Annotated in this window: 24 protein-coding genes; 15 read left to right on the top strand and 9 right to left on the bottom strand. The window is 53.5% G+C overall.

Annotated features, from left to right (window positions below; genetic code table 11):
• Positions 1–26 precede the first annotated feature (26 nt).
• From Ga0123461_RS12050 to Ga0123461_RS12025, 6 genes are read right to left on the bottom strand one after another with little or no spacing between them, the layout of a single operon-like run.
• On the bottom strand, positions 27–1,169 hold the full coding sequence (locus tag Ga0123461_RS12050; protein WP_232710224.1) for a bifunctional folylpolyglutamate synthase/dihydrofolate synthase: 1,143 nt from the start codon (positions 1,167–1,169) through the stop codon (positions 27–29).
• A 9-nt stretch (positions 1,170–1,178) separates the two neighbouring features.
• Positions 1,179–2,048, bottom strand: a complete 870-nt coding sequence (gene accD, locus Ga0123461_RS12045) for an acetyl-CoA carboxylase, carboxyltransferase subunit beta (RefSeq protein ID WP_100278562.1) — start codon at positions 2,046–2,048, stop codon at positions 1,179–1,181.
• Positions 2,049–2,069: 21 nt separating this feature from the next.
• Complete coding sequence (locus Ga0123461_RS12040; protein WP_100278561.1) at positions 2,070–2,855, bottom strand: MBL fold metallo-hydrolase; 786 nt, start codon at positions 2,853–2,855, stop codon at positions 2,070–2,072.
• A gap of 9 nt (positions 2,856–2,864) precedes the next feature.
• Complete coding sequence (trpA, locus tag Ga0123461_RS12035; RefSeq protein WP_100278560.1) at positions 2,865–3,674, bottom strand: tryptophan synthase subunit alpha; 810 nt, start codon at positions 3,672–3,674, stop codon at positions 2,865–2,867.
• Positions 3,671–4,924 carry a tryptophan synthase subunit beta gene (gene trpB, locus Ga0123461_RS12030; RefSeq protein ID WP_418289167.1) on the bottom strand — a complete coding sequence of 418 codons (1,254 nt, stop codon included), beginning with the start codon at positions 4,922–4,924 and terminating at the stop codon, positions 3,671–3,673. The genes trpA and trpB overlap by 4 nt, the downstream gene beginning before the upstream one ends.
• 21 nt (positions 4,925–4,945) lie before the next feature.
• On the bottom strand, positions 4,946–5,581 hold the full coding sequence (locus Ga0123461_RS12025; protein ID WP_100278826.1) for a phosphoribosylanthranilate isomerase: 636 nt from the start codon (positions 5,579–5,581) through the stop codon (positions 4,946–4,948).
• A 143-nt stretch (positions 5,582–5,724) separates the two neighbouring features.
• Here Ga0123461_RS12025 and Ga0123461_RS12020 point away from each other — a divergent pair, with 143 nt between their 5' ends.
• The 12 genes from Ga0123461_RS12020 to Ga0123461_RS11965 all read left to right on the top strand — a co-directional run bounded on the left by Ga0123461_RS12020 (position 5,725) and on the right by Ga0123461_RS11965 (position 16,457).
• Entirely contained in the window at positions 5,725–6,885 is a 1,161-nt protein-coding gene (locus Ga0123461_RS12020) for an acetylornithine transaminase (RefSeq protein WP_198507072.1), read from the top strand.
• Positions 6,882–7,796 (top strand): ornithine carbamoyltransferase, encoded by a 915-nt coding sequence (gene argF, locus Ga0123461_RS12015; protein ID WP_100278558.1) that lies wholly within the window; start codon positions 6,882–6,884, stop codon positions 7,794–7,796. Before Ga0123461_RS12020 ends, argF begins: the two co-directional genes overlap by 4 nt.
• 131 nt (positions 7,797–7,927) lie before the next feature.
• A complete protein-coding gene (locus Ga0123461_RS12010) occupies positions 7,928–9,145 on the top strand; it encodes an argininosuccinate synthase (protein ID WP_100278824.1) in 1,218 nt (405 codons plus the stop codon).
• A 122-nt stretch (positions 9,146–9,267) separates the two neighbouring features.
• Positions 9,268–9,735 (top strand): universal stress protein, encoded by a 468-nt coding sequence (locus tag Ga0123461_RS12005; RefSeq protein ID WP_100278557.1) that lies wholly within the window; start codon positions 9,268–9,270, stop codon positions 9,733–9,735.
• A 42-nt stretch (positions 9,736–9,777) separates the two neighbouring features.
• Positions 9,778–10,095 carry an ArsR/SmtB family transcription factor gene (locus Ga0123461_RS12000; RefSeq protein ID WP_100278556.1) on the top strand — a complete coding sequence of 106 codons (318 nt, stop codon included), beginning with the start codon at positions 9,778–9,780 and terminating at the stop codon, positions 10,093–10,095.
• Positions 10,096–10,117: 22 nt separating this feature from the next.
• Positions 10,118–10,321 (top strand): GDCCVxC domain-containing (seleno)protein, encoded by a 204-nt coding sequence (locus Ga0123461_RS12750; protein ID WP_100278823.1) that lies wholly within the window; start codon positions 10,118–10,120, stop codon positions 10,319–10,321.
• Positions 10,322–10,377: 56 nt separating this feature from the next.
• Entirely contained in the window at positions 10,378–11,418 is a 1,041-nt protein-coding gene (arsB, locus tag Ga0123461_RS11990) for an ACR3 family arsenite efflux transporter (RefSeq protein WP_232710220.1), read from the top strand.
• A gap of 13 nt (positions 11,419–11,431) precedes the next feature.
• Positions 11,432–12,430 (top strand): ArsJ-associated glyceraldehyde-3-phosphate dehydrogenase, encoded by a 999-nt coding sequence (locus tag Ga0123461_RS11985; RefSeq protein WP_100278821.1) that lies wholly within the window; start codon positions 11,432–11,434, stop codon positions 12,428–12,430.
• A 13-nt stretch (positions 12,431–12,443) separates the two neighbouring features.
• Positions 12,444–13,655, top strand: coding sequence for an organoarsenical effux MFS transporter ArsJ (gene arsJ / locus Ga0123461_RS11980; RefSeq protein WP_100278555.1), 1,212 nt, complete (start codon positions 12,444–12,446; stop codon positions 13,653–13,655).
• A gap of 365 nt (positions 13,656–14,020) precedes the next feature.
• Positions 14,021–15,256, top strand: coding sequence for a cation:proton antiporter (locus Ga0123461_RS11975; protein ID WP_100278554.1), 1,236 nt, complete (start codon positions 14,021–14,023; stop codon positions 15,254–15,256).
• 32 nt (positions 15,257–15,288) lie between these two features.
• Positions 15,289–16,017 (top strand): rhodoquinone biosynthesis methyltransferase RquA, encoded by a 729-nt coding sequence (gene rquA, locus Ga0123461_RS11970; RefSeq protein WP_100278553.1) that lies wholly within the window; start codon positions 15,289–15,291, stop codon positions 16,015–16,017.
• Between the two features lie 8 nt (positions 16,018–16,025).
• Positions 16,026–16,457, top strand: a complete 432-nt coding sequence (locus Ga0123461_RS11965) for a PGPGW domain-containing protein (RefSeq protein WP_100278552.1) — start codon at positions 16,026–16,028, stop codon at positions 16,455–16,457.
• A 34-nt stretch (positions 16,458–16,491) separates the two neighbouring features.
• Here the strand turns inward: Ga0123461_RS11965 and feoB are convergent, their stop codons facing one another.
• Positions 16,492–18,546 carry a ferrous iron transport protein B gene (gene feoB / locus Ga0123461_RS11960; protein WP_232710219.1) on the bottom strand — a complete coding sequence of 685 codons (2,055 nt, stop codon included), beginning with the start codon at positions 18,544–18,546 and terminating at the stop codon, positions 16,492–16,494.
• Between the two features lie 157 nt (positions 18,547–18,703).
• Here feoB and Ga0123461_RS11955 point away from each other — a divergent pair, with 157 nt between their 5' ends.
• On the top strand, positions 18,704–20,374 hold the full coding sequence (locus Ga0123461_RS11955; RefSeq protein WP_100278551.1) for a cation:proton antiporter: 1,671 nt from the start codon (positions 18,704–18,706) through the stop codon (positions 20,372–20,374).
• Here Ga0123461_RS11955 and Ga0123461_RS11950 read toward each other — a convergent pair.
• Both Ga0123461_RS11950 and Ga0123461_RS11945 read right to left on the bottom strand, forming a co-directional pair.
• Complete coding sequence (locus Ga0123461_RS11950; RefSeq protein ID WP_100278550.1) at positions 20,365–21,324, bottom strand: calcium/sodium antiporter; 960 nt, start codon at positions 21,322–21,324, stop codon at positions 20,365–20,367. The two genes, Ga0123461_RS11955 and Ga0123461_RS11950, sit on opposite strands and share 10 nt — an antisense overlap.
• A gap of 95 nt (positions 21,325–21,419) precedes the next feature.
• A complete protein-coding gene (locus Ga0123461_RS11945) occupies positions 21,420–22,301 on the bottom strand; it encodes a phosphoribosylaminoimidazolesuccinocarboxamide synthase (protein ID WP_100278549.1) in 882 nt (293 codons plus the stop codon).
• 202 nt (positions 22,302–22,503) lie between these two features.
• Between Ga0123461_RS11945 and Ga0123461_RS11940 the strand changes: the two genes are divergently transcribed.
• Together Ga0123461_RS11940 and nhaD are read left to right on the top strand one after the other, a co-directional pair.
• Positions 22,504–23,673 carry a cation:proton antiporter domain-containing protein gene (locus Ga0123461_RS11940; protein WP_100278548.1) on the top strand — a complete coding sequence of 390 codons (1,170 nt, stop codon included), beginning with the start codon at positions 22,504–22,506 and terminating at the stop codon, positions 23,671–23,673.
• A gap of 116 nt (positions 23,674–23,789) precedes the next feature.
• On the top strand, positions 23,790–25,208 hold the full coding sequence (gene nhaD, locus Ga0123461_RS11935; protein WP_100278547.1) for a sodium:proton antiporter NhaD: 1,419 nt from the start codon (positions 23,790–23,792) through the stop codon (positions 25,206–25,208).
• Positions 25,209–25,264 lie beyond the last annotated feature (56 nt).

Here is a 25,264-nt window from a genome sequence, read left to right as displayed (position 1 = left end):
CCGGTTTTGTAAAGCGAGAGGGGTATTTACTCTGGGAGCTTATCGCGATGGCGAAGAATTTCCGCTACGGTGATAAAGGAACCCAGTACAAGAAATGAACCCTGTGGGTGCTGGGAGAGCTGCTTCTGCAGCGCTGTTATGGGTGCGTCGCCTTCTGACTTGGTCACCACTGATCTGGCAAAAGGTGCAAGCAGTGGCAGGCAGTCATCCAGAGAACGATCCTCGCGAGTGAAAACAAGGATGGCATCGAACGGGTCGGCAATGGCTTTCAGTGAGGGCAACAGCGCTTCGATAGCATGCCGGTTATGTGCGGCATCCAGCCAGATATTCGCAGGTCCGATCTCGATTTTTTGTAGTCTTCCCGGCACCTTGCATGAGGCAATGGCAGCCCGGGCTTGTGCCAGGTCGCAGCTGATCATCTCATGTTCAGCCAGCAGCCGGACAGCGGCATAGGCAAGCGATGCATTTATTCGCTGGTGCTTTCCAGAAGTAACAAGTTTCGGCCAGTCGCTTATTTCACAAAACTGCAGGCCTGCATTGAAAGCGGACAGTTCGCCTGCAACCTCGGGGTTCTGCGGAGCGGAGATTGAGAGTTTGCAGCCAGCCATGGCATGCGCCTTCTCCCTAGCAATCTCCTTCAGCGTATCACCCAGCCACGACTGATGGTCGAGGCCTATTGGTGTGATTAGCGCCATCTCTGCAGGAAATGCAGTGGTGGCATCAAGTCTTGCGCCAACACCGGCTTCAAGTATTTCAACATCGACGTTTACTCTGGAAAACAGATCCAGTGCCACAGCGGTTGCCGTTTCAAAATAAGAGGTTCCATAGGCTAGCGCGTGCGGCATCAGATGCGACAGGCTCTGCTCCAGCTCGGATGTTTTTACCGGGATTCCGTTGATGCGGATGCGCTCATTGAACTCAAGAATGTGTGGCGAGGTGTAGAGGCCAACTTTCAGGTTGCAAGCCTGTTGTAGGGCTGCGGCCAGCATGGATGAGGTTGAGCCCTTGCCGTTGGTGCCGGCAACCCGGATACGCAGCTTCGGCCGATAGGGGTGGATATGCGACAAAAGTCGCCTGAGTCGTTCGTGTCCCGGCTTATAGTCCCGGTCGGCGGATGGGTTGCCCAGCTCGGAAAGCCACTGCTCAATGCTCTGTGGCTTTGCAGTCATGATTGAAAGTCAGGCGCTTTGGCGAAAAGAGCGGTCGGTCAGGTGGTTGAAGAGGGTGCCCAGGTAGTCCCGCAGTTCACGCCTGTCCACAACCGCATCAATCAGGCCGTGTTCAAGCAGGAATTCGGAACGCTGGAAGCCAGGGGGTAGCTTCTGGCCAACGGTCTCCTGAATGACGCGTGGGCCGGCAAAACCGATGAGTGCGCCAGGTTCAGCAATGATCACATCGCCAAGCCAGGCATGCGAAGCCGACACTCCACCCATGGTTGGGTCGGTCAGCAGGCAGACAAATGGCAGCTTGGCATTATTCAGTTGGTTCACAGTCGAAGAGGTTTTCGCCATCTGCATCAGTGAGAGTACCCCCTCCTGCATGCGAGCGCCGCCAGATGCAGCGACGAGAATATAGGGGCAGTTACGCTCCAAGGCATGCTCCATGCCGCGAACGATCTTCTCGCCAGCGACCGAACCCATGCTGCCACCCATGTATGCGAATTCGAAAATAGAGGCAGATACGGTGCGTCCATGAATATCACCGATGAAGTTGCGAATAGCATCTTCAGGCCCGGCTTTCTTGATCGCATCTCTGGTGCGATCCTTGTATTTCTTTTTGTCTTTGAAGTTGAGCGGGTCCTCGGAGCGAAGCTCGGTATCCATCGCCTCAAAACTGTCTGCATCAAAGAGCAGCTCTGCGCGTTGCAGGGCAGACATGCGCAGATGCTGGTTGCACTTGGAGCAGACCATGCTGCTGCGCAGCAGCTCTTTGTTATAGAGCGCTTCGGAACAGCTCGGGCATTTAACCCATAGCCCTTCGGGCGAGCCTGAATCATTCGACTTCAGGATATTTTTTGGTGTTTCAATCAGGCGTGTAAACCAGCTCATAGTGGTGACCTCAACCTTTCCTTAGAACAGAAATTCATCAACTTGCGTTAGCATGCGCAGCAGGGGAATATTCAGTGCCTCCACCTCTGCGGATATCACATTAAGCGTTTCCGGTTTCATATGATACAGATAGACCGGCACCCTACCAACTGCCTCGAACTTTTGTAGCTCCTGTTTGAGGCCATTGGGTGTCAAATGGCCGCTTATATCGGCAAGGTGCTGGTAGCTGTTGGGGAACGAGCAGTCCATGATGACAGCTTTCAGATTCGGCTGCTCATTGGCGATCTCCCATATTCGGTCCGTGTTGCCAGTGTCAGCGGTATAGATCAGTTGTTTGCCTTCAAATTCAATCAGGAAGCCAGTACAGGGAACAGGGTGATTCACCTCAATGGCTGTGATGCGGACACCATCGACTTCAAAAGGCACTTCAGCCTTAATGTCGTGCAGGCGGAGAATGGCATCTTTCTTCGATGGGATCACGGTGAAATCGGGCCAGATATGGTCGTTAAAGAAGTCGCGCAGCAACGTCTCATTGTTCTCGGGAAGAGAATGCACGTTGATCGTGCGATTTGCCTTGATGCCGCCAAGGCGCTTGAGAGAACGGTTGTCGGCGAGAAAGGCGATGTCCTTGATGTGGTCGAGATGCGTATGCGAGAGGCAGATATGGCGAATGCCGTGCTGCTCCTCCAGCGACAGCGCTTCGGTCGGCGAACCTGCATCTAGCAGGATCGAGTCATTTACCAAAAATGATGTTAACCGGAAGCCGAGAAGCTGGCCGCCATAACATCCAAGAACCTTGAGTCTCAAAGTGTCACCTTATCCCTTTCCTGTAATAGCCTGTTTCATGGCCATTGCAGATCTGTCGAGGGCACTGATTATAGCGTCACTATCACTATGGGCTGTGACCTGGGATACGAAATGGCTGCCGACCACAACACCATCAGCAAACGCACCAACCTGTGCTACCTGTTCCGGTGTTTTAACGCCAAATCCGACGCATACAGGCATATTGGTCATCGACTGAATATGCTGGGTTTTTTCGCGGATACCATCCATCGCGCCCATCTCAGCGCCGGTAATGCCGGTGAGGGAAACGTAATAGATAAATCCGCTTCCCATGTCACTGGCGAGGCGGATGCGATCATCCGTTGAGGTGGGGGAGAGTAACAGGATACGATCCAAGCCATGGCGGGCGAAAATCTCGTCGCAGATTTCCCCCTCCTCAGGTGGGATATCAACAAGCAGGATGCCATCGGCACCAGCGTTTTGGGCTTTTTCAGCAAAGGTTTCAAAGCCCATAGCGTAAGCGATATTGGCATAACCCATCAGTACGATACCAAGCTCTGGGTTGGCACTGCGCAACGCTGCAGTAATGGCGAAAACATCGGCAATCTTCGTGCCCGATTCCAGGGCGCGTTCACTGGCTGCCTGAATGACCGGGCCATCCGCCATTGGATCGGAGAAGGGCATGCCGACCTCGAGAATATCCACATGTCTAGCCAGTGTTGCTAAAAGCTTGTGGCTGGTTGTCACATCAGGGTCACCCGCAGTCAGGTAGCCGACGAGGGCTGCGCGCCCCTCTTCCTTGCAGCGTTTGAAAACATCGTTCAGTCGCGTTGAGCTCATGCCCGCTCTCCTTCAATCTCATCGCCAAGCAGTTCGAATACGGTACCCATATCCTTATCTCCACGACCAGAAAGATTGATCAGCACGGTCTGATCCGGACTCATCTCAGCAGCAATGCGCATGCCTGCCGCCAGTGCGTGGCTGGACTCCAGGGCAGGAATGATGCCCTCGGAGCGGGTCAGTGTTTTGAAAGCCTCCAGCGCCTGAGCGTCGGTGGCAGAATCGAGATCAAGGCGTCCGGCCTCCATCATGTCGGCAAGTTCCGGGCCGACACCGGGATAATCGAGCCCGGCAGAGATACTGTGCGTACCTTTTACCTGACCCTCTTCATCCTCAAGCAGGTAACTGAGGCTGCCGTGGATGATGCCGGGTTTTCCTGCGGCAAGTGCCGCGGCATGCTGGTCTCCATCGAGTCCGTAGCCGCCCGCTTCAACAGCAACCAGCCTGACATCGGCATCGTCATAGAAGGGGTGAAGCAGGCCTATGGCATTGGAGCCGCCACCAACACAGGCCACTGCGACATCGGGCAGGCGACCTGTCTGATCGATACACTGGGCACGCGCCTCCTGGCCAATCACGACATGGAACTGGCGTACCATCAGCGGGAAAGGGTGTGGGCCTGCGGCGGTGCCGAAGATGTAGTAGGTGTCCTCGCATGAGGCCACCCAGACTCTAAGAGCTTCATTTACTGCATCCTTCAACGTGGCTGAGCCCGAATCGACCGGAATTACATTGGCGCCGAGCAGCTTCATGCGGAATACATTCGGGGCCTGACGCCGGATATCCTCACGCCCCATGTAGATGTTGCACTCCATGTTGAACATTGCGGCAACGGTTGCTGTGGCTACGCCGTGCTGGCCTGCTCCAGTCTCTGCAATAACCTTCTTTTTGCCCATGCGTCTGGCGAGCAGCGCCTGGCCGATGGTGTTGTTAACCTTGTGGGCACCAGTGTGGTTGAGGTCTTCACGCTTGAGGTAGATCTGGGCGCCTCCAACCTCCCTGGAGAGATGTTTGGCGTGATAGAGCGGGGTGGCGCGACCGACATAGTTCTTCAGCAGGTCGAATCGTTCCTTGTGGAAGTCAGGATCAGCCCAGGCCTCAAAGAAGGCATCTTCAATCTCCTGCAGTGGCTGCATCAGGGTTTCAGCGGCAAAACGACCGCCAAAACGTCCAAAATGGCCACCTGCATCCGGTGCATGTTTAATTTCCAGATTATAGATCGAGGCTAGATCCGGGTTCTGATCTGACAAGCTCACAAGCTCTCCTTGGGGTTAGCGGTTGTTTACGGCCGCGACGAAGGCGCGCATTTTTTCAGCATCTTTGATGCCTGGCGACATCTCAACGCCGGAGGATACATCCAGTGCAAACCATTGGCGAACGGCGAGTGATTCAGACACATTGTCGATATTCAGCCCGCCAGCCAGTGTCAGCGGGTATTTGTGCTTAAAACCATGAAGCAGCGACCAGTCAAACGACCTGCCGGTGCCGCCATAGACTCCGGCGGGGGCCTTGGCATCGAGAAGAAGCGGGCAGTTGTAGGCTGCAGCCCGCTTCAGATCATCAGCGTCCGATACCGGGATCGCTTTCAATACCCTGCGGCGCTGAGCCTGACAGAACTCCGGCGACTCATCGCCGTGCAGCTGGATGACGCCAAGCGGCACGGTGTGCAGCACCTCGGCAATGAAGCTCTGGCTTGGATTGACGAATAGTCCGACCGCAGAGACGAAAGGGGGCAATTGGCGAATAATGGCGGCAGCCTTGGCAGGCTCGATATAGCGCGGCGATTTGGGGTAAAAGACAAATCCGACCGCATCGACACCGAGTGCTGAAGCGGCCAGCGCATCCTCAAGGCGGGTAATGCCGCATACCTTAATGCGGGTGCGAAGCTGTGACGTACGCGTACTCATGGCGCTATCATAACCGGAATGCATGGTCTTTCCATCATTGCGGTGTGGCAGGGCTTGAAGAAAAGAGCCGAAACCATCGCCGTTAAGTGCTTTTTTGTGCGAAATGGGTGCGAAATGGCTTCATCTGACGTAACCTATGCCGCATGAATGCTGTCATGAACACCTATGCTCGGTTTCCGCTCACGCTGGTGCGCGGCGAAGGAGCCCGCGTCTGGGATGATGCAGGCAACTGTTACCTCGATTTTATTTCCGGAATTGCCGTGGATACGCTTGGCCATGCCCATCCCAAGATGACTGAGGCTTTGAGCGCGCAGGCTGCCACCATGCTGCACTGCTCCAATCTTTTCCATATTCCAAAACAGAAGCAGCTGGCTGAAAAACTATGCCGAGCATCGGGACTGGATGCGGCCTTTTTCTGCAACTCGGGTGCTGAGGCAAATGAGGCGGCAATCAAGCTGGCGCGTAAATATTTCCATGATCAGGGCTCAACTCGACGCACTGTCATTACGGCAACGCAGTCATTTCATGGGCGGTTGCTCTCCACCCTTACCGCAACCGGTCAGGATAAGGTGAAGATCGGCTTCGATCCGCTGCCGGCGGGGTTTGTCCATGTGCCACTGAATGATCTGGATGCTCTGAAAGAGGTCATAAGCTCCCAGACGGCAGCCATTTTGCTTGAACCTCTGCAGGGTGAAGGCGGCGTTAATATTGCTGATGCGGCCTATCTGCAGGCTGTTCGCAAGCTGTGTGACGAGCACGGTATCCTGCTGATGCTCGACGAGGTCCAGACCGGTATTGGCCGGTGCGGCACGATGTTTGCGTTCGAACAGGCTGGAATCAAACCTGATATCCTGACGCTGGCCAAGGGGCTTGGCGGCGGCGTACCGATTGGTGCGATGCTGGCTACGGATGCTGCAGCGGCCTCATTCGGGCCGGGAACGCATGGCTCTACCTTTGGCGGCAATCCGCTCTCCTGCACAGCGGCACTGACCGTGCTGGATGTGCTGGAGGAGGAGTCTCTACTGGAGAATGTGAATGCACGCGGCGAGCAGTTGATGCAGGGGCTGAAAGCACTGCAACCGCGCTTTCCTGTCATTCGTGAGGTGCGCGGCCAGGGGCTTCTGATCGGGGTTGAGTTGTCTGTTGAATCGGCGCCGTTTATTGCCGGTGCGCGCGAGCGCGGGTTGCTTGTTCTTGCAGCAGGCCCCAATGTGCTACGGCTACTGCCGCCGCTTAATGTTACCGAAGCGGAAGTGGATGAGGCGCTGGTTACGCTGATTACAGTTATGGAGAACGCCCAATGAGACATTTTCTGACACTGCTCGACGTCACTTCAGAAGAGGCCCGGTATATCCTTAAACGTGCTGCCAAGATCAAGCGCAAACTCAAAGAGGGCAAGGCAACCCGCTCACTGGAAGGCAAGACGCTGGGCATGATCTTTGACAAGGCGAGCACCCGTACGCGGGTCTCCTTCGAGACCGGCATGTTCCAGTTGGGTGGCCATGCGCTATTCCTGCACTCCGGCACCACGCAGCTTGGTCGTGGCGAACCGATTGAGGATTCGGCACGCGTGCTCTCAAGCATGGTGGATTGCGTTATGATTAGAACCTTTGGTCATGATATAGTACAGAAGTTTGCAGAGTATTCAGCTGTGCCGGTCATCAATGGCCTGACAGACCTTACCCACCCATGCCAGATTCTCGCCGATGTGTTCACCTATGAGGAACATCGTGGCCCTATTGAGGGCAAGACCGTGGCCTGGATCGGAGACGGCAATAATATGGCACACTCATGGGTCAACGGAGCAGTCTCTTTCGGCTATAAACTGAAAATCGCAAGTCCCGAGGGCTATAGACCTGATGAGAAGCTGTTGGCTGCAGCAACTGCGCTGGGCGCCGATGTTTCACTCACCAACGACCCTATTGAAGCAGTCGATGGCGCTGATCTTGTTACTACTGATGTCTGGGCATCAATGGGTCAGGAGGATGAACAGCTTGAGCGTGAAAAGGCTTTCGCAGGCTTCCAGGTGAATGATCGCGTCATGGCGCATGCCAATCCTGATGCGCTGTTTATGCACTGTCTGCCCGCCCATCGTGGGGAAGAGGTTACGGCCTCGGTGATTGACGGGCCGCAGTCAGTGGTTTGGGCCGAGGCTGAGAATCGCCTGCATGCGCAGAAGGGGTTGCTTGATTTCCTGCTGTCTGGTCAGGGGTAATCAGATTCACCTGATGGCGCGCAACTAAAGGCGGGTGTAGTCTGCGCGGCCGATTCGCCGAAATGGCGTCCGTGGGAGCCTTGGCTTATTCAGGGTAACCCTAATTTCAAAACTATGTTGAGGGCTCGATGATGTCGCATTCCGATGTAAAGAAGGCTGTACTTGCTTACTCTGGAGGTTTGGATACCTCTATTATCCTGAAGTGGCTGGAGGACACCTACGATTGTGAGGTGGTGACCTTCACCGCTGATCTCGGACAGGGTGACGAGGTTGAGGATGCGCGCGCCAAGGCGGTTGCCGGTGGTGTGAAATCGATCTATATCGAGGATATGCGCGAAGAGTTTGTGCGCGATTATGTCTTCCCGATGTTTCGTGCCAACGCCATCTACGAAGGCGAATACCTGCTGGGCACCTCTATCGCACGTCCGCTGATCGCCAAGCGTATGATTGAGATCGCTAATGCTGAAGGTGCCGATGCGGTATCGCATGGTGCAACCGGCAAGGGTAACGATCAGGTGCGTTTCGAGTTTGGTTTTTATGCCCTGAAGCCTGATGTGAAGGTGATTGCACCTTGGCGCGAATGGGATCTGGTGTCACGTGAAGATATGCTCAATTATGCTGAAAAACACGGTATTCCGGTTGAGCGTAAGCGCGAAGGTTCCAAGTCGCCATACTCAATGGATGCCAACCTGCTGCATATCTCCTATGAGGGATACGACCTTGAGGATCCATGGACTGAGCCATCCGAATCCATGTGGCGCTGGAGTGTATCCCCTGAAGCAGCACCAGATATCCCTGAATATATCGAACTGAAATATAAATCTGGCGATATCGTGGCGATTAATGGTGTTGCGATGACCCCTGCGCAGGTATTGACCGAGCTTAACCGCCTGGGTGGCAAGCACGGTATTGGCCGTATTGATATTGTTGAAAACCGCTATGTTGGCATGAAGTCACGCGGCTGCTACGAGACGCCGGGTGGCACTATTATGCTTAAGGCACATCGTGCCATTGAGTCAATCACGCTGGACCGTGAAGCAGCGCACCTGAAAGATGAGCTGATGCCGCGTTATGCCAAGATGGTCTACAACGGTTACTGGTTTGCAGCCGAGCGCGAAATGCTGCAGCAGGCCATCGACTACACGCAGGTCTTTGTTAACGGTGATGTGCATCTGAAACTCTACAAGGGCAATGCCATCGTGGTGGGTCGTCGCTCTGAGCAGTCTATGTTTGATGAGCGCCTCTGCACCTTTGAAGATGATCAGGGTGCCTACGACCAGAAGGATGCGGGCGGTTTTATCAAGCTTAATGCACTGCGCCTGCGTATGAGCGCGCTGGCTCGCAAGTAAATAGAGTCCGATGTAAATGGGTGATAAAGGGAGGCTTTTGCCTCCCTTTATCCTTTGAGGCCATAGTCAATTGATCATAAACGTGCTATCAATAGGTTATCCACCCATGCAGGAGGGAAGTCATGATCAATAATGGAACGATAGTTGTGCCGACCGATTTTTCGGAGCAGTCCAGCGAAGCGCTCAGGCGCGCATGTGTGCTGGCAAAGCAGTTTGATGCAGAGGTGCATCTGCTGCACGTGATTGACCCCTCCCTCTACTTTGAAACAGACATGGTTTCGATCTCTCCACTGGATGAGATCAGTAAAGCACAGCATGAAGGTGCGACCAAACGGCTTGTCGAACAGGCTGGAAGCGTTGATCTTCCCATCACTACACACCTGGAAGATGCGGTGAGCGACCCGGCACGGGCGATCTGCGATATTGCCGAGAGACTTTCTGCCGACCTGATCGTGGTTGGCCGCCATGGCCGTCAAGGAGTGCTGGAGCATATGCTACTCGGTTCTACTGCTGAGCGCGTTGTTCGCCATGCCTCCTGTTCTGTGCTGGTTGCGATGCCACACGGACTGGTTGGGGATGTGCAGGAGTGATCGCTGTAAAATGCTAGAAATCTTTTATTTTAAAAACTGCTGATGCGCTTGAATCAGATATTCAAGGCGCTGGGTGAACCTGTGCGTTTACGTCTGGTTTCGCTGCTTGCCACATCAGGGGAGCAGTGCGTCTGTCATCTGACTGAAGCGCTGTTGCTTCCGCAGAGTACGGTTTCACGCCATCTGGGAGTCTTGCGCCAGGCTGGGCTGATAAGTGCACGGCGAGATGGCAAATGGATGTACTACCAACTGATGGATGATACACCCACCGAACTGATCACCCTGCTGACGCGCTCCAGTTTGACCGAAGTCCTGCTGCTGCAGGATGCAGAGCGGCTGAATAGATCATGCTCCTGCTGAATTTAAGGTGATAGACAATAAGCTGAAGCTTACCTCCACCATCACCTGCCCCTCCTGTGGCTTTTGCTGTGAAGAGCGTATGTCTGCGTGCCAGTGGTTTTATGAATGTAAGCAGTGCCATGCCCTGTTAAGAGCCAAGCTGGGAGACTGCTGCGTATTCTGTTCTTACGGTGATGTGCCATGTTCTCCCATTCAGCAGGGGGCTGGCTGCTGTAAGTCTACCTAGCATTGTGATTTACATATCCGGATAAGCGGATATCATATTCCTGTTCAGGAGTTATTATGTCTGATTCAAAATCTATGGGGCTGTTTGCGCGCTATCTAACGCTCTGGGTGTTTCTCTCTATTGTTGTCGGCATTATTCTGGGTTCATTTTTTCCAGGCCTGTTCCAGATTCTGGGTGTAATGGAAGTTGCTCATATCAATCTGCCGGTAGCAATCCTGATCTGGGCCATGATTCTGCCGATGCTGCTCAAGATCGATTATTCATCACTGCATAAGGTATGGGATCACCGGCGCGGCATTGCAGTTACCCTTGGCATTAACTGGTTGTTCAAGCCATTTTTCATGGCCCTGCTGGGATACATCTCTATTTATCATCTATTTTCTTCTTTTCTTGATGCGCAGATGTTGGACGATTATTTCGCGGGTTTAGTGATTTTATCCGCAGCACCGTGTACGGCAATGGTGTTTGTCTGGTCGAAATTGACCCATGGAGATGCCCAATTCACACTTTCTCAAGTGGCGCTCAATGATGTGGTAATGGTCTTTGCCTTCGCCCCTATCGTTGCGTTGCTACTTGGGGTTGCTTCGGTAACTGTTCCCTGGGATACCTTGTTACTTTCAGTTTTACTCTACATTGTAGTTCCGGTGATGGTGGCATATATCTGGAGAATGCAGCTTCTTAAGCGGGGAGTGCTTGATGTTGTTTTGCAGCGCCTGGACCCTCTGTCCATGGCTGCGTTACTTCTTACCGTGGTGCTGCTCTTCGCTTTTCAGGGAAAGGAAATTCTACAACAACCGCTGGTGATTGCCATTCTGGCTGTGCCTATTGTGATTCAAGTCTATGCAACTTTCAGCTTTGCCTATCTGTTGAACCGCAGGCTTGGAGTACGTCATAATATTGCAGCGCCATCAGCATTGATTGGTGCCTCTAACTTTTTCGAACTGGCAGTAGCAACGGCAATTGCACTGTTTGGTTTTGAATCCGGAGCTGCATTGGCGACTGTTGTTGGGGTACTGGTTGAGGTGCCGGTGATGTTAACACTGGTCTCAATCGTGAATCGCAGCAGAGGCTGGTATGAACGGCCGATTACAAAATAAAAAGGAAACTGAAATGACAATAAAAGTTGGCATTAACGGACTTGGACGCATGGGGCGCCTGGGACTCAGGGCCGGTTGGCAGATGCAGGGTTTTGACATTGTGCAGGTCAACGAAACTGCTTGTGGCGCCGAGTGTTCCGCCCACCTGCTGAAATTCGATTCAGTGCATGGTACATGGCCTTATGATTGCGAGGCTGATGGCGAAACCATGCTGATTGATGGGAGGCAGATTGCTCACTCAGGCAACCAGGCGATTGGAGAAACCGACTGGTCGGGTTGTGATATCGTTATTGAGGCAACTGGCAAGTTTCGCAAGGTGGAAGAGTTGCAGGCCTATTTCGATCAGGGTGTGAAGAAGGTTATTGTTGCGGCACCGGTCGATGGCGCACTGAATATCGTATATGGTATTAACGATCACCTTTATGATCCTGAGCAGAATCATCTGCTGACCGCTGCATCATGTACCACCAACTGTCTGGCCCCAGTGATCAAGGTGATGCATGAGAAGGTCGGCATCAAACACGGCTGCATGACAACCATTCACGATATCACCAATACCCAGACCATTGTCGACAGAGGGCATAAGGATCTGCGCCGGGCTCGCTCCTGCGGCCAGTCACTGATTCCGACCAGTACCGGTTCTGCCAAGGCAATTACGAAAATTTTCCCGGAACTTGAAGGCAAACTGAACGGTCTTGCCGTGCGCGTGCCGCTGTTGAATGCGTCACTGACCGACCTTGTGCTTGAAGTGGAGCGTGAGGTGACAGCCGAAGAGATCAATGAGCTGTTTCGAGAGGCATCTGAGAATGCGTTGAAAGGTATTCTCGGATATGAGGAGCGCCCCCTAGTTTCGGTTGATTATACCAATGATGCCCGTTCATCGATCATTGATGCGCCGAGTACCATGGTGATCAATGGTACGCAGGTGAAACTCTACATCTGGTACGATAACGAGTGGGGATATGTGAACCGCATGATGGAGTTGACCGCTAAGGTGGCTGACTCACTTTGATTAGGCCCCTGTCGTGAATCAGGGTTTTCGCCATTACCTGACCGTCACAGGTGGCTACTGGGCATTCACCATTACCGATGGTGCGATACGCATGCTGGTGGTGCTCTATTTCCATCAACTGGGTTATAGCCCGCTTGAGATTGCGATGCTGTTTCTCTTCTATGAGTTCTTCGGCATTGTCACCAATCTCATTGGCGGCTGGCTAGGTGCTCGCATCGGTCTGAATCGCTGCATGAATATTGGCATGATCATGCAGATCGGTGCCTTGATGGCACTTGCCGTGCCCGAGGCATGGCTGTCGGTGGGTTATGTGATGGCGGCACAGGCATTTTCAGGTATTGCCAAAGATCTGAACAAGATGAGTGCGAAGGCAGGCGTGAAACTGTTCCTACCTGATAAGTCGGAGAAGAAGCTGTTCCGTTGGGTGGCTGTCCTGACTGGCTCGAAGAATGCGCTGAAAGGTGCCGGCTTCTTTATCGGTGCGCTGCTGTTGGCATGGCTTGAGTTCCGCGGTGCACTCTTCGCACTCTCGGCACTGCTTCTGCTGGCGTTGGTTATCACCTGGAGTCTGTTACCGGGTGAGTTGGGCAAATCCTCATCCAAGCCGAAGTTCTCGCAGGTCTTTTCCAAGTCTCCTCAGGTGAACCGCTTATCTGCGGCCCGCTTTTTCCTTTTCGGGGCACGTGATGTCTGGTTTGTGGTTGGTCTTCCCGTTTTCCTCTACGCCGAGCTTGGCTGGAGCTTTACTGAGGTGGGGTCCTTCTTTGCTTTGTGGGTAATCGGCTACGGCTTTGTGCAGGGCAGTGCGCCATCCATTCTACGCAGAGTAACATCATCAAATCCGGATGGAGGTATGGTGGCAGGCACAGCCTTTACTCTGGCAGCGGTTCCAATAGCCATCGCGCTGGCCATGGGGCAGGAGTGGGATCTTCAGAGTGTGATTGTCGTTGGTCTGGCCTTGTTCGGAATTGTTTTTGCTATCAATTCAGCGGTTCACTCCTATCTGATCGTCTCATGGTCGGAACGTGAGCATGTTTCGATGAATGTCGGCTTCTACTATATGGCTAATGCCGGAGGACGGCTGGCAGGTACGGTGTTATCCGGCTGGGTCTACCAGAGTCAGGGGTTAAGCGGCTGCTTGTGGTGGTCAGCTGGATTTGTGCTGGTCGCGGCACTGATTTCACTGCTGCTTCCGAAGCAGGCGAAACGACGCAAGGAACTGTGAAACATTACGACTGATCTGCATCTAATGGTAGCTCTGGGTTATGCAAAAAAGTTCTTATTCTCTTACAGGTAATGCATGTCGCTTTCAGCTCGCTTAAGGCTTAAGTCCAAAGCAGTACATCTCTTTTTCAGCAAGCATCATTTGCTATAGGCATGGTTTAAACGACAAGGTTACTGCTGGGTGTCGTTAACGTGCTGTTTGCACTATGATAAGAAGTAGGCAGCCGCCATGAGCAAATGGCCTCCTATGCTGACTGGATAGACCCCTGGAAGAGGAGATGATCGCTTTGAATGTGAGAAATAAGAACTGGTCACTTTCAGTGAAAACAGCTCGATGAAACATGCGATGGTAGGGGAAAAATAGCCGTGGAAGCGAGTGACTTTTTCCTCTCACTGGTTCTGATCCTTATCGTAGCCAGAACCTTTGGCGAACTGGCTGCGTGGCTGAAGATACCTCCGGTAATGGGGGAGATGCTGGCCGGCATTGTTCTCGGTCCCAGCCTGCTGGGCTGGGTAGGGCTCAATGATATCATTCAGACACTGGCCGAGATTGGGCTGATTCTCTTGCTCTTTGAGGTGGGGCTTGATACCGATATCTCCCGGTTGGCGAACCGTGGAAGCAAGGCGGTGGTTGTGGCGCTCGGTGGTTTTGTCGCTCCATTTGTCGGCGGTTTTATCCTTGCCTATCTGGTTTTTGACCTCTCTATGCTTCTCTCTCTATTTGTTGGTGGCACCCTTACAGCTACCAGTATCGGCGTGACGGTGCGCGTACTTCGCGACCTTAATCGGCAACATTCCCAGGAGGCACAGGTAGTGCTGGGGGCAGCAGTGCTTGATGATGTAATGGGCGTAGTACTATTGGCACTGCTTTACGAATTCTCAGTTTATGGCGGCATCAGCTTGGCGAATGCCAGTAAGGTTCTTGCATTTATCGCCATCTTCATGATTCTCGCGCCAGTGGTGGCCAAGATCATGGCGGAAACGATCGGTCGCTTCGACAGCCAGAGCCGCATTACAGGATTAATCCCAACCACCATCGTATCACTGGTGCTATTTTTTGCCTGGCTCGCCCATCTTGTCGGGGCACCTGCGCTGCTTGGCGGTTTTGCAGCGGGCCTTGCCCTCTCTCGCCGTTTCTTCCTCCCTTTTGGCGTTGCCCTTTCCAAGGTGTTCCAGTCCGATGGAAAATTTGTTCGCCGCATTGATGAGTCGATGAAGCCGATTATCCAGCTATTTACGCCGATCTTCTTTGTTACTGTGGGGTTGTCGCTCAACCTGCAGGAGGTCGACTGGGGTTCAGCCTCTGTATTAATGATGAGTTTCGTGTTTATCGTGCTGGCAATGGCCAGCAAGCTTGCCGGCGCATTTATGATCGATGAACCGCTCCATTTCCGATGGGTAGTTGGCCTTGCAATGATTCCGCGTGCCGAGGTGGGGTTGATATTTGCCGAGTTGGGCCGTGTCTCCGGAGTCTTCGATAACACCCTCTATGCGGTCATGATTATTACCATTGCTGCCACTACCATACTTCCGCCGTTTATTCTGAAGTGGTACTACAGTCGCTTTGGCCACCTTATGCCAGAAGATCAGGGTCAGGGCTGACGAATGACTGGGTTTAGTTAAGTATTCCGACAGTGTTTAAATTCTACCGCCACTTTCTTGATGGCATGCCCATCTACCTGGTGCGCCACTACTGGTGGGCCTACCTCTGGCCAAAATCGGTATGGCTCTTCGATCACCAGCCAATCATCAATGCGATTCTCTTCGGCCAGTACAAAAATCTGATGAACGCTACGCTGGAGCGGTTAAAAGAGGCTCCGCTGGATCGCGTGCTGCAGCTTACCTGTGTTTACGGCTCCTTAACGCCCAACCTGATTCGGCAGGTGCAGCCATCGTCGCTGCACATCACCGATGTGGCCGACGTGCAGCTTTCGCTGGCGGCCAGTAAGGTTGAAACCGGACAGAAACTCGGCATTACCCGCATGAATGCCGAAGCGCTGGGTTATAAAACGAACAGCTTTTCAACCATAGTGCTCTTTTTTCTGTTGCATGAGATGCCGCCTGAGGCGAGAAGAAACACGCTCGCCGAATGTATGCGTGTGCTCGGCGATGGCGGGGTGCTATTGGTGACCGAGTATGGAGCTTTGCCAAAGCATCACTGGCTCTATCGCTTTCTCCCCATCCGTTGGCTGACGACCCAACTTGAGCCTTTCCTGGAGAGTTTCTGGCACGAGGATATCGGGGCTCTTCTCAATGAACTGGGGGAGGCGTACGAAAAAGAGGTGAGGGTTACGTCGCACACGGATATCTTTTCGGCTTTCTATCGCGTAACCGAATTTACCATTTCAAAGCGGGGCGGTTAAGGAGAAATATGGAAGAGCTGATTACACAAGGAAAGGCGTTCTTCGATGCCTACGGCCTCTGGATTGCGGTTGGCTCGATCGCGATGTTTGTCATCAGTCTGGCCTCGATTCCGTTTATCGTCGCCAGAATACCTGCCGACTATTTTCACCATCATAACCGCCACAAGCTGGACGGTGACCTGCGCCATCCACTGGTGAAGCTGATGCTGGTGATTCTTAAGAATATGCTCGGTGCGATTCTGCTTGTGGCAGGCTTTATCATGCTGTTCACGCCTGGGCAGGGGCTGCTTTGCATCCTGTTTGGCCTGATGATCATGAACTATCCCGGAAAATACAGACTGGAGTGCTGGATTATCGGGCGCCCACTGATTCTTAATGCAGTCAATAAAATGCGAGAAAAACATGGTCAACCACCCTTGCTGCCACCTGAACTCAATTAATACATGAATGGGCTATGCTGTCGGCGGAGTCTGTTTAGAGAAGGTTTTCGATTCCGCTTAGGGAGAGTCGGACAACCACTGCGGTGATCAGAGCAACGCCGATAGAGAGGGCGATAGAGAAGAGCGCCTCCTTTCTGCCAATCACCTTCAGCATCACCGCGAAGGTGGAGATGCAGGGAATATAAAAGAGCAGGAAGACGAGGAAGGTGGTGATCTGGATCCAGTCCATCGCCAGCCCCACTTCGAAGGTGCCGAGCGCCTGATAGATCATCACCAGGGAGAGCTCTTTTCGCAGAACGCCAAACAGGATCGGAACACCGAGAACAACCGGCAGCCCCAGCATCCAGTAGGTAATCGGAGCAAGTGCAGTATTGATCCAGGCATCGGCGCCGAAATACTGCAGCAGGGCAAGGATTACGCTGCCGCCGACGAGAAGCGGCGTGACGATGGTAAGAATGTCGCTGGAACGGTTCCATGTGGAGTGCAGCAGTGGACGCCACTTCGGCCATGCATAACTTGGGATCTCCTGAATAATACCGGGGCTGATCTCAGGGTAACGGTGCGAGAGCAGGCGGCCGAGAATCGCAATTACCAGCAAGCTCAGTGCGAACAGTAGGAAAACCCCCATGACACCAAGATATTTTGCCCCCAGTGCCAGCACGATTGCTGAACGGGCCGAGCAGGGGACGAAGGTGATGAGCAAGGATGAGACGACGCGATCGCGACCGCTGGTCAGTCCCTTGGTGGCAGCAATACCGGGCACGTTGCAGCCAAGCCCCAGTAGGAATGGTACAGCCACTTTGCCGTGCAGGCCGATAGCATGAAAAAAGCGGTCCACGACAAAGGCAATGCGATGCATGATGCCGGACTCCTCCAGTGCGACGAGCATCAGCAGCAGCGGTAGCATGTAGGGGACAACAATGCCGACCAGTCCGATCAGGCCATCAATGACTGCCCGACCAACCACACCTGCAGCTGTATCCGGCTGCCAGCTGGATACCATATCGGCGAGTCGGGCAGCCGACATCGCATCCAGTGTGGTGCTGACCTCAAACACCATGAACAGCACCGCCGCAAAAACGGTGAGTGACCCGACCAGCCCCCAACTGGGGTGTAGGAAGAGCATGTCCAGTCGCTCCTCCCAGCTGACCTTCGGCTTGTGCATAAGTTTGGCAACGCTTTCAAACAGGCAGGCGGCACGGTGATGCCGGTCTGCCTCAACCTCTTCAGAAAGGGCGCGGGGAAGTTCCTCCAGCGCCTCATTCTGCAGCGCCTTGACCTTGGCAAGCGCATCCGGGAAATGGCTTTCCAGTTCATGCATGAAGTAGCTGTCCGCCTCCAGCAGGTGCATTGTCAGCTGGTTTTTAGGCATAGCGAAAGCATTCTGGATTTCGGGCAGATCCACATTGTGCTGCATCTTTGAGGCCCACTCCATGATATGGGGATTGGGCGATTGCGGCAGCGGACAGCTGCGTTTGCGGGCACAGTTTAACACCTTGTTAAACAGCTCGGTCAGGCCGTGGCCCTTGAGGGCAACAGTAGGAATGACAGGTACTCCGAGCTTTTCTGCAAGCCCCTCAATGTCGATCTCGACACCTTTACGGTGTGCTTCATCCATCATATTTAGCGCCACGACTACCGGCAGTCCCAGCTCCGGTAATTCAAGCGCGAGTTCAAGGCTCTGCTGTAGAGCACTGGCATCAATGACATAGACCAGCACATCCGGTCTGGAAAATGGGACCGGCGGTTCAGAGCGCTCATGCCGTGATACCAGGGGACGCGCATCTCCCCATAGAAGGTACTTCAGTGCCTCAAGATCATCGCCGGACAGATTGCGCAGCGATTGTAGGTCGGGCAGGTCAACCAGGTGTATCTCATCTACACCGATCTGAACCGGACATTCGGCATAGGGTTTATGGGTGCCGGCCAGCTTGCCTGTGCGATAGCTGGTACTGGCAACGGCATGGAAGATAGTGCTCTTGCCGCTGTTGTGCTGGCCGACCAGAGCGACGCGCAGACGGTTGGCTCCACGGAAGACGTGGTTATGCAGGGTCACTGGATGGCTTATATCGGAATCGTGTGTGTTCAAAACGGGATTGAGACTGAGATCGATAAACAGCAAGTCAAGAATATCCTTTTATAAACTTGCAGTTTTGTCGATTCTGCAATACGTTAAAGATAGGGGTGTATCATTTCGATTACGAGGGGTGGGAAGGCACAGGCAAGACAAACCGCAAGGAGGAGTCGTGGATTACAGCTATCTTAATGAAGCCCTAATGATCCTGTTTGCGACGGTTTCTATTCTCGTTCTCTTCCTGCGTTTCGGCTTGCCTCCAATTCTCGGTTATCTGGCGGCAGGGCTGCTGGTTGGTCCCTACGGGTTCGCATTGATCACCGATGTTGAGCATATCAAAACATTTGCCGAATTTGGTGTGGTTTTCCTGCTCTTTACGATTGGTCTTGAGTTCTCTGTTTCACTGCTGATTCGCATGAAGGGGGCGGTGCTGGGGCTTGGTGGGGCGCAGGTGTTTGTCACATCCGCGGCTACCACGGCTGTGGCCTATTATATTGGCATTTCCTTTGAGAGTGCGCTGGTGCTTGGCGGCGTGGTCGCCATGTCCTCAACCGCACTAGTGACGAAACAGCTGGTAGATCAGGTCGAGCTGCATACCCGTCACGGTCGCAACAGTCTTGGTATCCTGCTGTTTCAGGATATGATGGTGGTTCCATTCCTTATCCTTGTTGCCACTATGAGTGGGGATGGCATAGAGCCCTCCCCTTTCACCGTGATTATCATCTTTGCAGAAGGGTTGCTGGTGCTGGGGCTGATTTTTGTGCTCGGGCGCTGGGTGCTGCAGCCGCTGTTTCGCGAGGTGGCACGTTTCCGCTCTGCTGAGGTATTCACGCTGACGGTGTTGCTGGTTGTACTCTGCTCTTCATGGCTCACTCATCAGATCGGCCTGACGTTCGCTCTCGGGGCCTTTCTTGCCGGCGTGATGTTGAGCGAAACCGAGTTTCGCCATCAGGTGGAGTCGGAGATCAGGCCGTTTCGCGATGTGCTTCTGGGGCTGTTTTTCATTACCGTAGGCATGATGCTGAATATCAGGATGCTGCCCGAGATATGGCCAGCTGTTCTTCTGGTCCTTGTCGGACTCATGCTGTTCAAGCAGCTGCTGGTCGCTGCCCTGTGTCGTGTCTCTGGCTGGAACAGTGCGGTAGCGATGCGTACGGGATTAATTCTGGCCCATGGCGGCGAGTTCGGGTTCGCTATTCTTATTCTGGCTATGGATGGAGGGCTGCTTGATACGGTTGAGGGGCAGACCATGTTGGCGGCGATGCTCTTCAGCATGGCGCTGGCCCCCCTCATTATTCGCAACAATGGCAGTATCACAGCTCAACTGCTGCCGGGTGCAGCCTCCCGTAGCCGTCAGGAGATCAAGGAGCGGATCAGGAATCAGTCGCGCGGTCTTAATCATCACGTGGTCATCTGCGGTTACGGCAGGGTAGGGCAGCATACCGCAAAGATGCTGCGCGAAGAGGGTATCCGATATATGGCGATAGATCTGGATCTGGATCTGGTCGGGGAAGGTGCCGGCAGAGAGCCGTCGGTCTCTTATGGCGATGCCGGCAGCCTTGAGTTGTTGCATGCATGTGGCCTGGCGCGGGCATCGGCGCTGGTGGTAAGCATGATCGATTTCAACACGGCGATGAAGATTATCTCGCGTGTTCGCGTGCTGTACCGTGACCTGCCGATCATTGTGCGTACCCGTAAGGAGATGCACCTCTACCAGCTTTATCAGGTCGGTGCCACGGAGGTGGTCGCCGATACCTTTGGCAGTGACCAGATGCTGACTGACGAGATGCTGAGCCGTTTCAGACTGAAGGAGCCGCCATTCGACGAAGAGGATCAGGCCTGAAGGTAGAGCAGGTAGAGATAAGCGAAAAAACCGGCCGTTAGCAGGCCACCCTCAAGCCGGTTGATCTTTCCGCCCACCTTGAAGCCGAGAGAGACAATTAGTAGGGCAACAGTGAAGCCGAGCATAATCGGGAAGTCGCGCAGCAGCGCCTCTTGCGCAAAAATGCCCGGATGAATCAGTCCTGGCATGGCCAGCACGGCCAGCAGATTGAACATGTTGGAGCCGATAACGTTGCCGAGTGCTATATCGGCTTCGCCTTTAAGGGCGCTTGCAACCGATGCAACCAGCTCAGGCAGGCTGGTGCCGATCGCGACAATAGTCAGGCCGATGATTAAGTCGCTGACGCCAAGGTAGTGGGCGATCTCAACCGCGCCCCAGACCACCATGCGGGAGCTGATAATCAGCAGGATCAGGCCAACGATAAACCAGAGGATGGAGCTCTTCATGCTCATCTGCTCGGGGATCGATTCGGTAAATTCTTCGACCATTGGATCATGACGATCCTTCATGCCGATGCGGGTAATCCATGCCAGCATGAGCACCAGTCCAATCAATAGGACAATGCCGTCTATCCGGCTCAGTTCACCATCGGCAAACAGGGCAAAGGCAAGAAAGGTGACCAGCAGCAGCACCGGAATTTCGCGCCTTAAGGTCATCGATTGAACAGCCAACGGCATGATCAGGGCTGTAATGCCAAGTACCAGTCCGATGTTGGCGATATTGGAGCCGAGCACATTACCGATGCCGAGGTCGCGGTTGCCATCGAGGGCCGCCATGGCCGCCACAATCATCTCCGGCAGGCTGGTGCCGAGGCTGACAATGGTCAGGCCGATCACCATCGGTGGCACACGCAGGTTTTTGGCCACCGAAGCGGCACCATCCACAAATCGGTCTGCTCCCCAGATCAAAAGTGCTACGCCGATGACTATGGCTGCAGTTGCCAGTAACATAAAAAACTATCCTCTCACCAGTTTGTCCCGCTATGACTGCGCAACGGCGGCACTCACGATGATGCCGAATAAAGGGCGTTTACGACCTTAGAGACTCAGGTCGTAAGTGTGTTGAGTGCTTCGAGATATTTTTCAGCAGTTTTATTTTTGATCGCATCCGGAATCTCGGGTCCAGGTGCGCTCTTATCCCAATCCAGTGTCTCCAGCCAGTCGCGTACAATCTGTTTGTCGAAGCTCGGCGGGCTAATGCCGGGCTGATACTCGGATACTGGCCAGAAGCGTGAGGAGTCGGGGGTCAGCACCTCATCAATCAATGCCAGGGTGCCATTGTGGTCAAGGCCGAATTCAAACTTGGTGTCGGCAATAATGATGCCCTTCTCCAGTGCGAAGGCGGCAGCTTCCCTGTAGAGCTGGAGGCTTACATCGCGAACCTGAGTCGCCAGATCGGTGCCGATAATTGCGCACATGCTTTCGAAATCGATGTTTTCATCGTGATCGCCAACTGCGGCTTTGGTGGACGGGGTGAAAATCGGCTCCGGCAGCTGATCGGCGAGAATCAGTCCATCCGGCAGGTCAATGCCACAGACCGAACCCTGTTTCTGGTACTCCTTCCAGCCTGAGCCGATCAGATAACCGCGTACAATTGCTTCGATAGGCAGTGGCTTCAGGCGCTTCACGATAATGGCATGGGAGCGGACGCGTTCACGCTCTTCGGCATCGGGGATCGCCTCTTCCAGCGTCATGGTTGCAGCATGATTCGGCACGATATGGGCGAGCTTTTTAAACCAGAAATCGGAAACTGCGTTGAGTACCACGCCTTTGCCCGGAATAGGGGTTGGCAAAATAACGTCGAAAGCGGAGAGGCGATCGGTGGTGACGATGAGAAGGTGATTGTCATCAATCTCATACATATCGCGGACCTTGCCGCTGTGCAGTAGTTTCAGGTTTTTGATGTCGGCATGCATCATGGCTTCCATGGTTGGTTCTCCTGAGGGTGTCTTGTTTATGAAAGCGGCGAAAAATGCCCGAACAGTGTAAAACAGACAAGGTAAACTAGGTGAAGTCTGCCACAGGGAGAGTCGATATGTTATCTGTTTCAACATGAGGCCTGCTCGTATTGCGAACCAGAGACTGGCAGGGCAGGCTTGGAAAATAGGCTGATTAATAAAGGATAATGCTATGCACTTGGACCCCATGATGATGAATATCACGATTGTCCTCTCGCTTGCACTGGCGATGGGGTACCTCACCGTGCGAATGGGGCTGCCGATTGTGGTGGCCTATATTATCACCGGCATCATGCTCGGCCCGTCGGTGCTGGGGGTTATCGATGACCAGCAGGTGGTGATTCGGGTCGGTGAGATCGGTGTGGTGATGCTGCTGTTCTTCGTAGGCATGGAGGTTTCTGTCCCGAGGTTGATGGAGCGCTGGCGAATCGCTGTCATCGGAACAGCCGTGCAGGTATTGGTGAGTGTAGTGGCCTGCGTAGCTCTTGTATGGGTTTTTTCAATGCCGGTCAGCCTTGGCATCCTGTTCGGTTTTGTCATTTCATTATCCAGTACGGCCGTGGTTCTCAAGGAGTTGCAGGACTCAGGTGAGATGGATGAGCCATTCGGCCAGAATGCCGTGGGTGTCTTGCTGGTACAGGATATGGCGATCGTACCGATGATGATTGTCCTTAGCCTGATGGGTGATGCAGAGCTGCATGCGGCAGAACTGGTCAAGCAGGTGGTTGGCGGAATTGCTGTCCTGGGGCTGGTGGTTTTGCTGATGCGGACCGGAAGTTTTCATATCCCGGAGTACCTGAAGGGGAGTCTGGAAAAACGTGTATTGCTCGGGCTCTTTCTCTGCCTGGGGGCGGCCACCCTGACCTCGTGGCTGGGGCTTTCTCCAGGCCTGGGTGCATTTCTTGCAGGCATGTTGCTGGCATCCAGTGACCAGTCCGAATGGGTACATGAGCACCTGGAGTCGGTTTATGTGATTTTTGTGATGATCTTTTTCCTCTCTGTAGGAATGATGGTGAATGTCGACTACCTTCAGTCGCACCTGCTTCTGGTTGTTGGTGCAACGATGCTGGTGTTTCTCTTCAACTCGGGCGTGAATGTTTTTGTAATGCGGGCGCTGGGAGAAGATTGGGCGCACGCACTAATTACCGGCGGGCTCTTGAGCCAGATTGGTGAGTTCTCATTCCTGCTGGCAACTGTAGGTGCTTTTGCCGGCATTCTGTCACCCGAGTTGCATGAGCTGACAGTGATTGTGATTGCCATGACGCTGCTGTTCAGCCCGGTCTGGATGGTTATGGTTAAGTGGCTTGCACGCAGGGATGGTATGTTGCCGAAAGCTGGATAGGGGTAGTTGGCACCCTAGTTGCCGCTGTATAGGGCCATCTCAGTGAGGAGCGGTCACTCAGAAAGGTTCAAATTGTAATCACTCTTGTCTAATATGCTGCCAAAGGAATCTAAATTATGAAACGAATCATATTGTTGTTATCAACGCTGGCTGCGTTGCTGCTGCCAAGTGCGGTATTTGCATCGGGAGATATTGTAAATCCAGTGGACTTTACGACCACCTGGCTTGGCATTTCAGCCCTAATTATTTTTGTCTTTGCCTATGCGCTGGTAATCGGCGAAGAGTCCCTGCACCTGCGTAAATCCAAGCCGGTGATGGTTGCTGCGGGATTAATCTGGATTTTGGTAGCCATCGCATTTAATGGTAATGGTGATACAACCAGTGCCCATAAGCTGGTTCAGCACAATATACTTGAGTATGCGGAGCTTTTGCTGTTCCTGCTTGCTGCCATGACCTATGTAAATACGATGGAAGAGCGCAATGTGTTCTCGGCACTAAGGGCATTTCTGGTTTCAAAGGGGCTCTCGCTGAGGGCAATCTTCTGGCTGACAGGCCTGCTGGCTTTCTTTATCTCCCCGATCGCTGACAACCTGACCACTGCCCTTGTGATGGCTGCTGTTGTGATGGCTGTCGCCAAGGACAATGTGAAATTTGTTACGCTCGGCTGCATTAATATCGTGATTGCGGCCAATGCCGGAGGCGCATTCAGTCCGTTCGGTGATATCACCACCCTGATGGTGTGGCAGAAGGGAATGGTTTCTTTTCAGGGGTTCTTTGTGCTGTTTGTCCCTTCGTTGGTGAACTGGCTCGTGCCCGCTGCGATTATGGTGATGTTCCTGCCTAATTCAGTGCCGCCTAAGGTGAGCGAAGATGTTTATGTGAAGCAGGGTGGTTACATTATTATCGCAATGTTCCTGGCTACCATTGCACTTGCTGTCTCTTTCCACAGTGTGCTTCACCTGCCATCGATGCTCGGCATGATGACTGGCCTTGGCGTTCTGAAGTTCTATGGTTACTGGTTGAAGAAGTCCGCTATCAACTTCGAAGAGCCGTTTTCCGGAAATACCCAGCTCGACAGCTCACCTCAGGGTGCGCCCTTCGATATCTTCCATCAACTGCAGCGCTCGGAGTGGGATACGCTGATGTTTTTCTATGGCGTGATTCTCTGCGTGGGTGGCCTGGGAGCGCTCGGTTACCTGAACCTCACCTCGCATCTGATGTATGATCAGCTGGGCGCGAGCTGGGCGAACATTCTGGTTGGATTCCTTTCGGCCATCGTCGATAATATTCCGGTGATGTTTGCCGTGTTGAGCATGGCGCCGGATATGGATGTGAACCAGTGGCTGCTGGTGACGCTGACGGCCGGCGTTGGCGGTTCCCTGCTCTCCATCGGTTCCGCTGCAGGTGTTGCACTGATGGGGCAGGCGCGCGGTATTTACACATTCTTTAGCCACCTGAAATGGACATGGGCGATTTTCCTGGGGTACGCCGCATCTATCGGAACCCACTACTGGATATCGGGAATGGCATTTTAAAGGCCCAAGTTCGGGCCGCTGTATCTATATATAGTACTGTTGTTCAGGAGGGAGCC

Origin of the sequence: Mariprofundus aestuarium (assembly GCF_002795805.1) — a bacterium.
Classification (GTDB): domain Bacteria; phylum Pseudomonadota; class Zetaproteobacteria; order Mariprofundales; family Mariprofundaceae; genus Mariprofundus; species Mariprofundus aestuarium.
The sequence above is the reverse complement of the archived record's forward strand: the minus strand, read 5'-3'. Positions and strand labels throughout refer to the sequence as shown.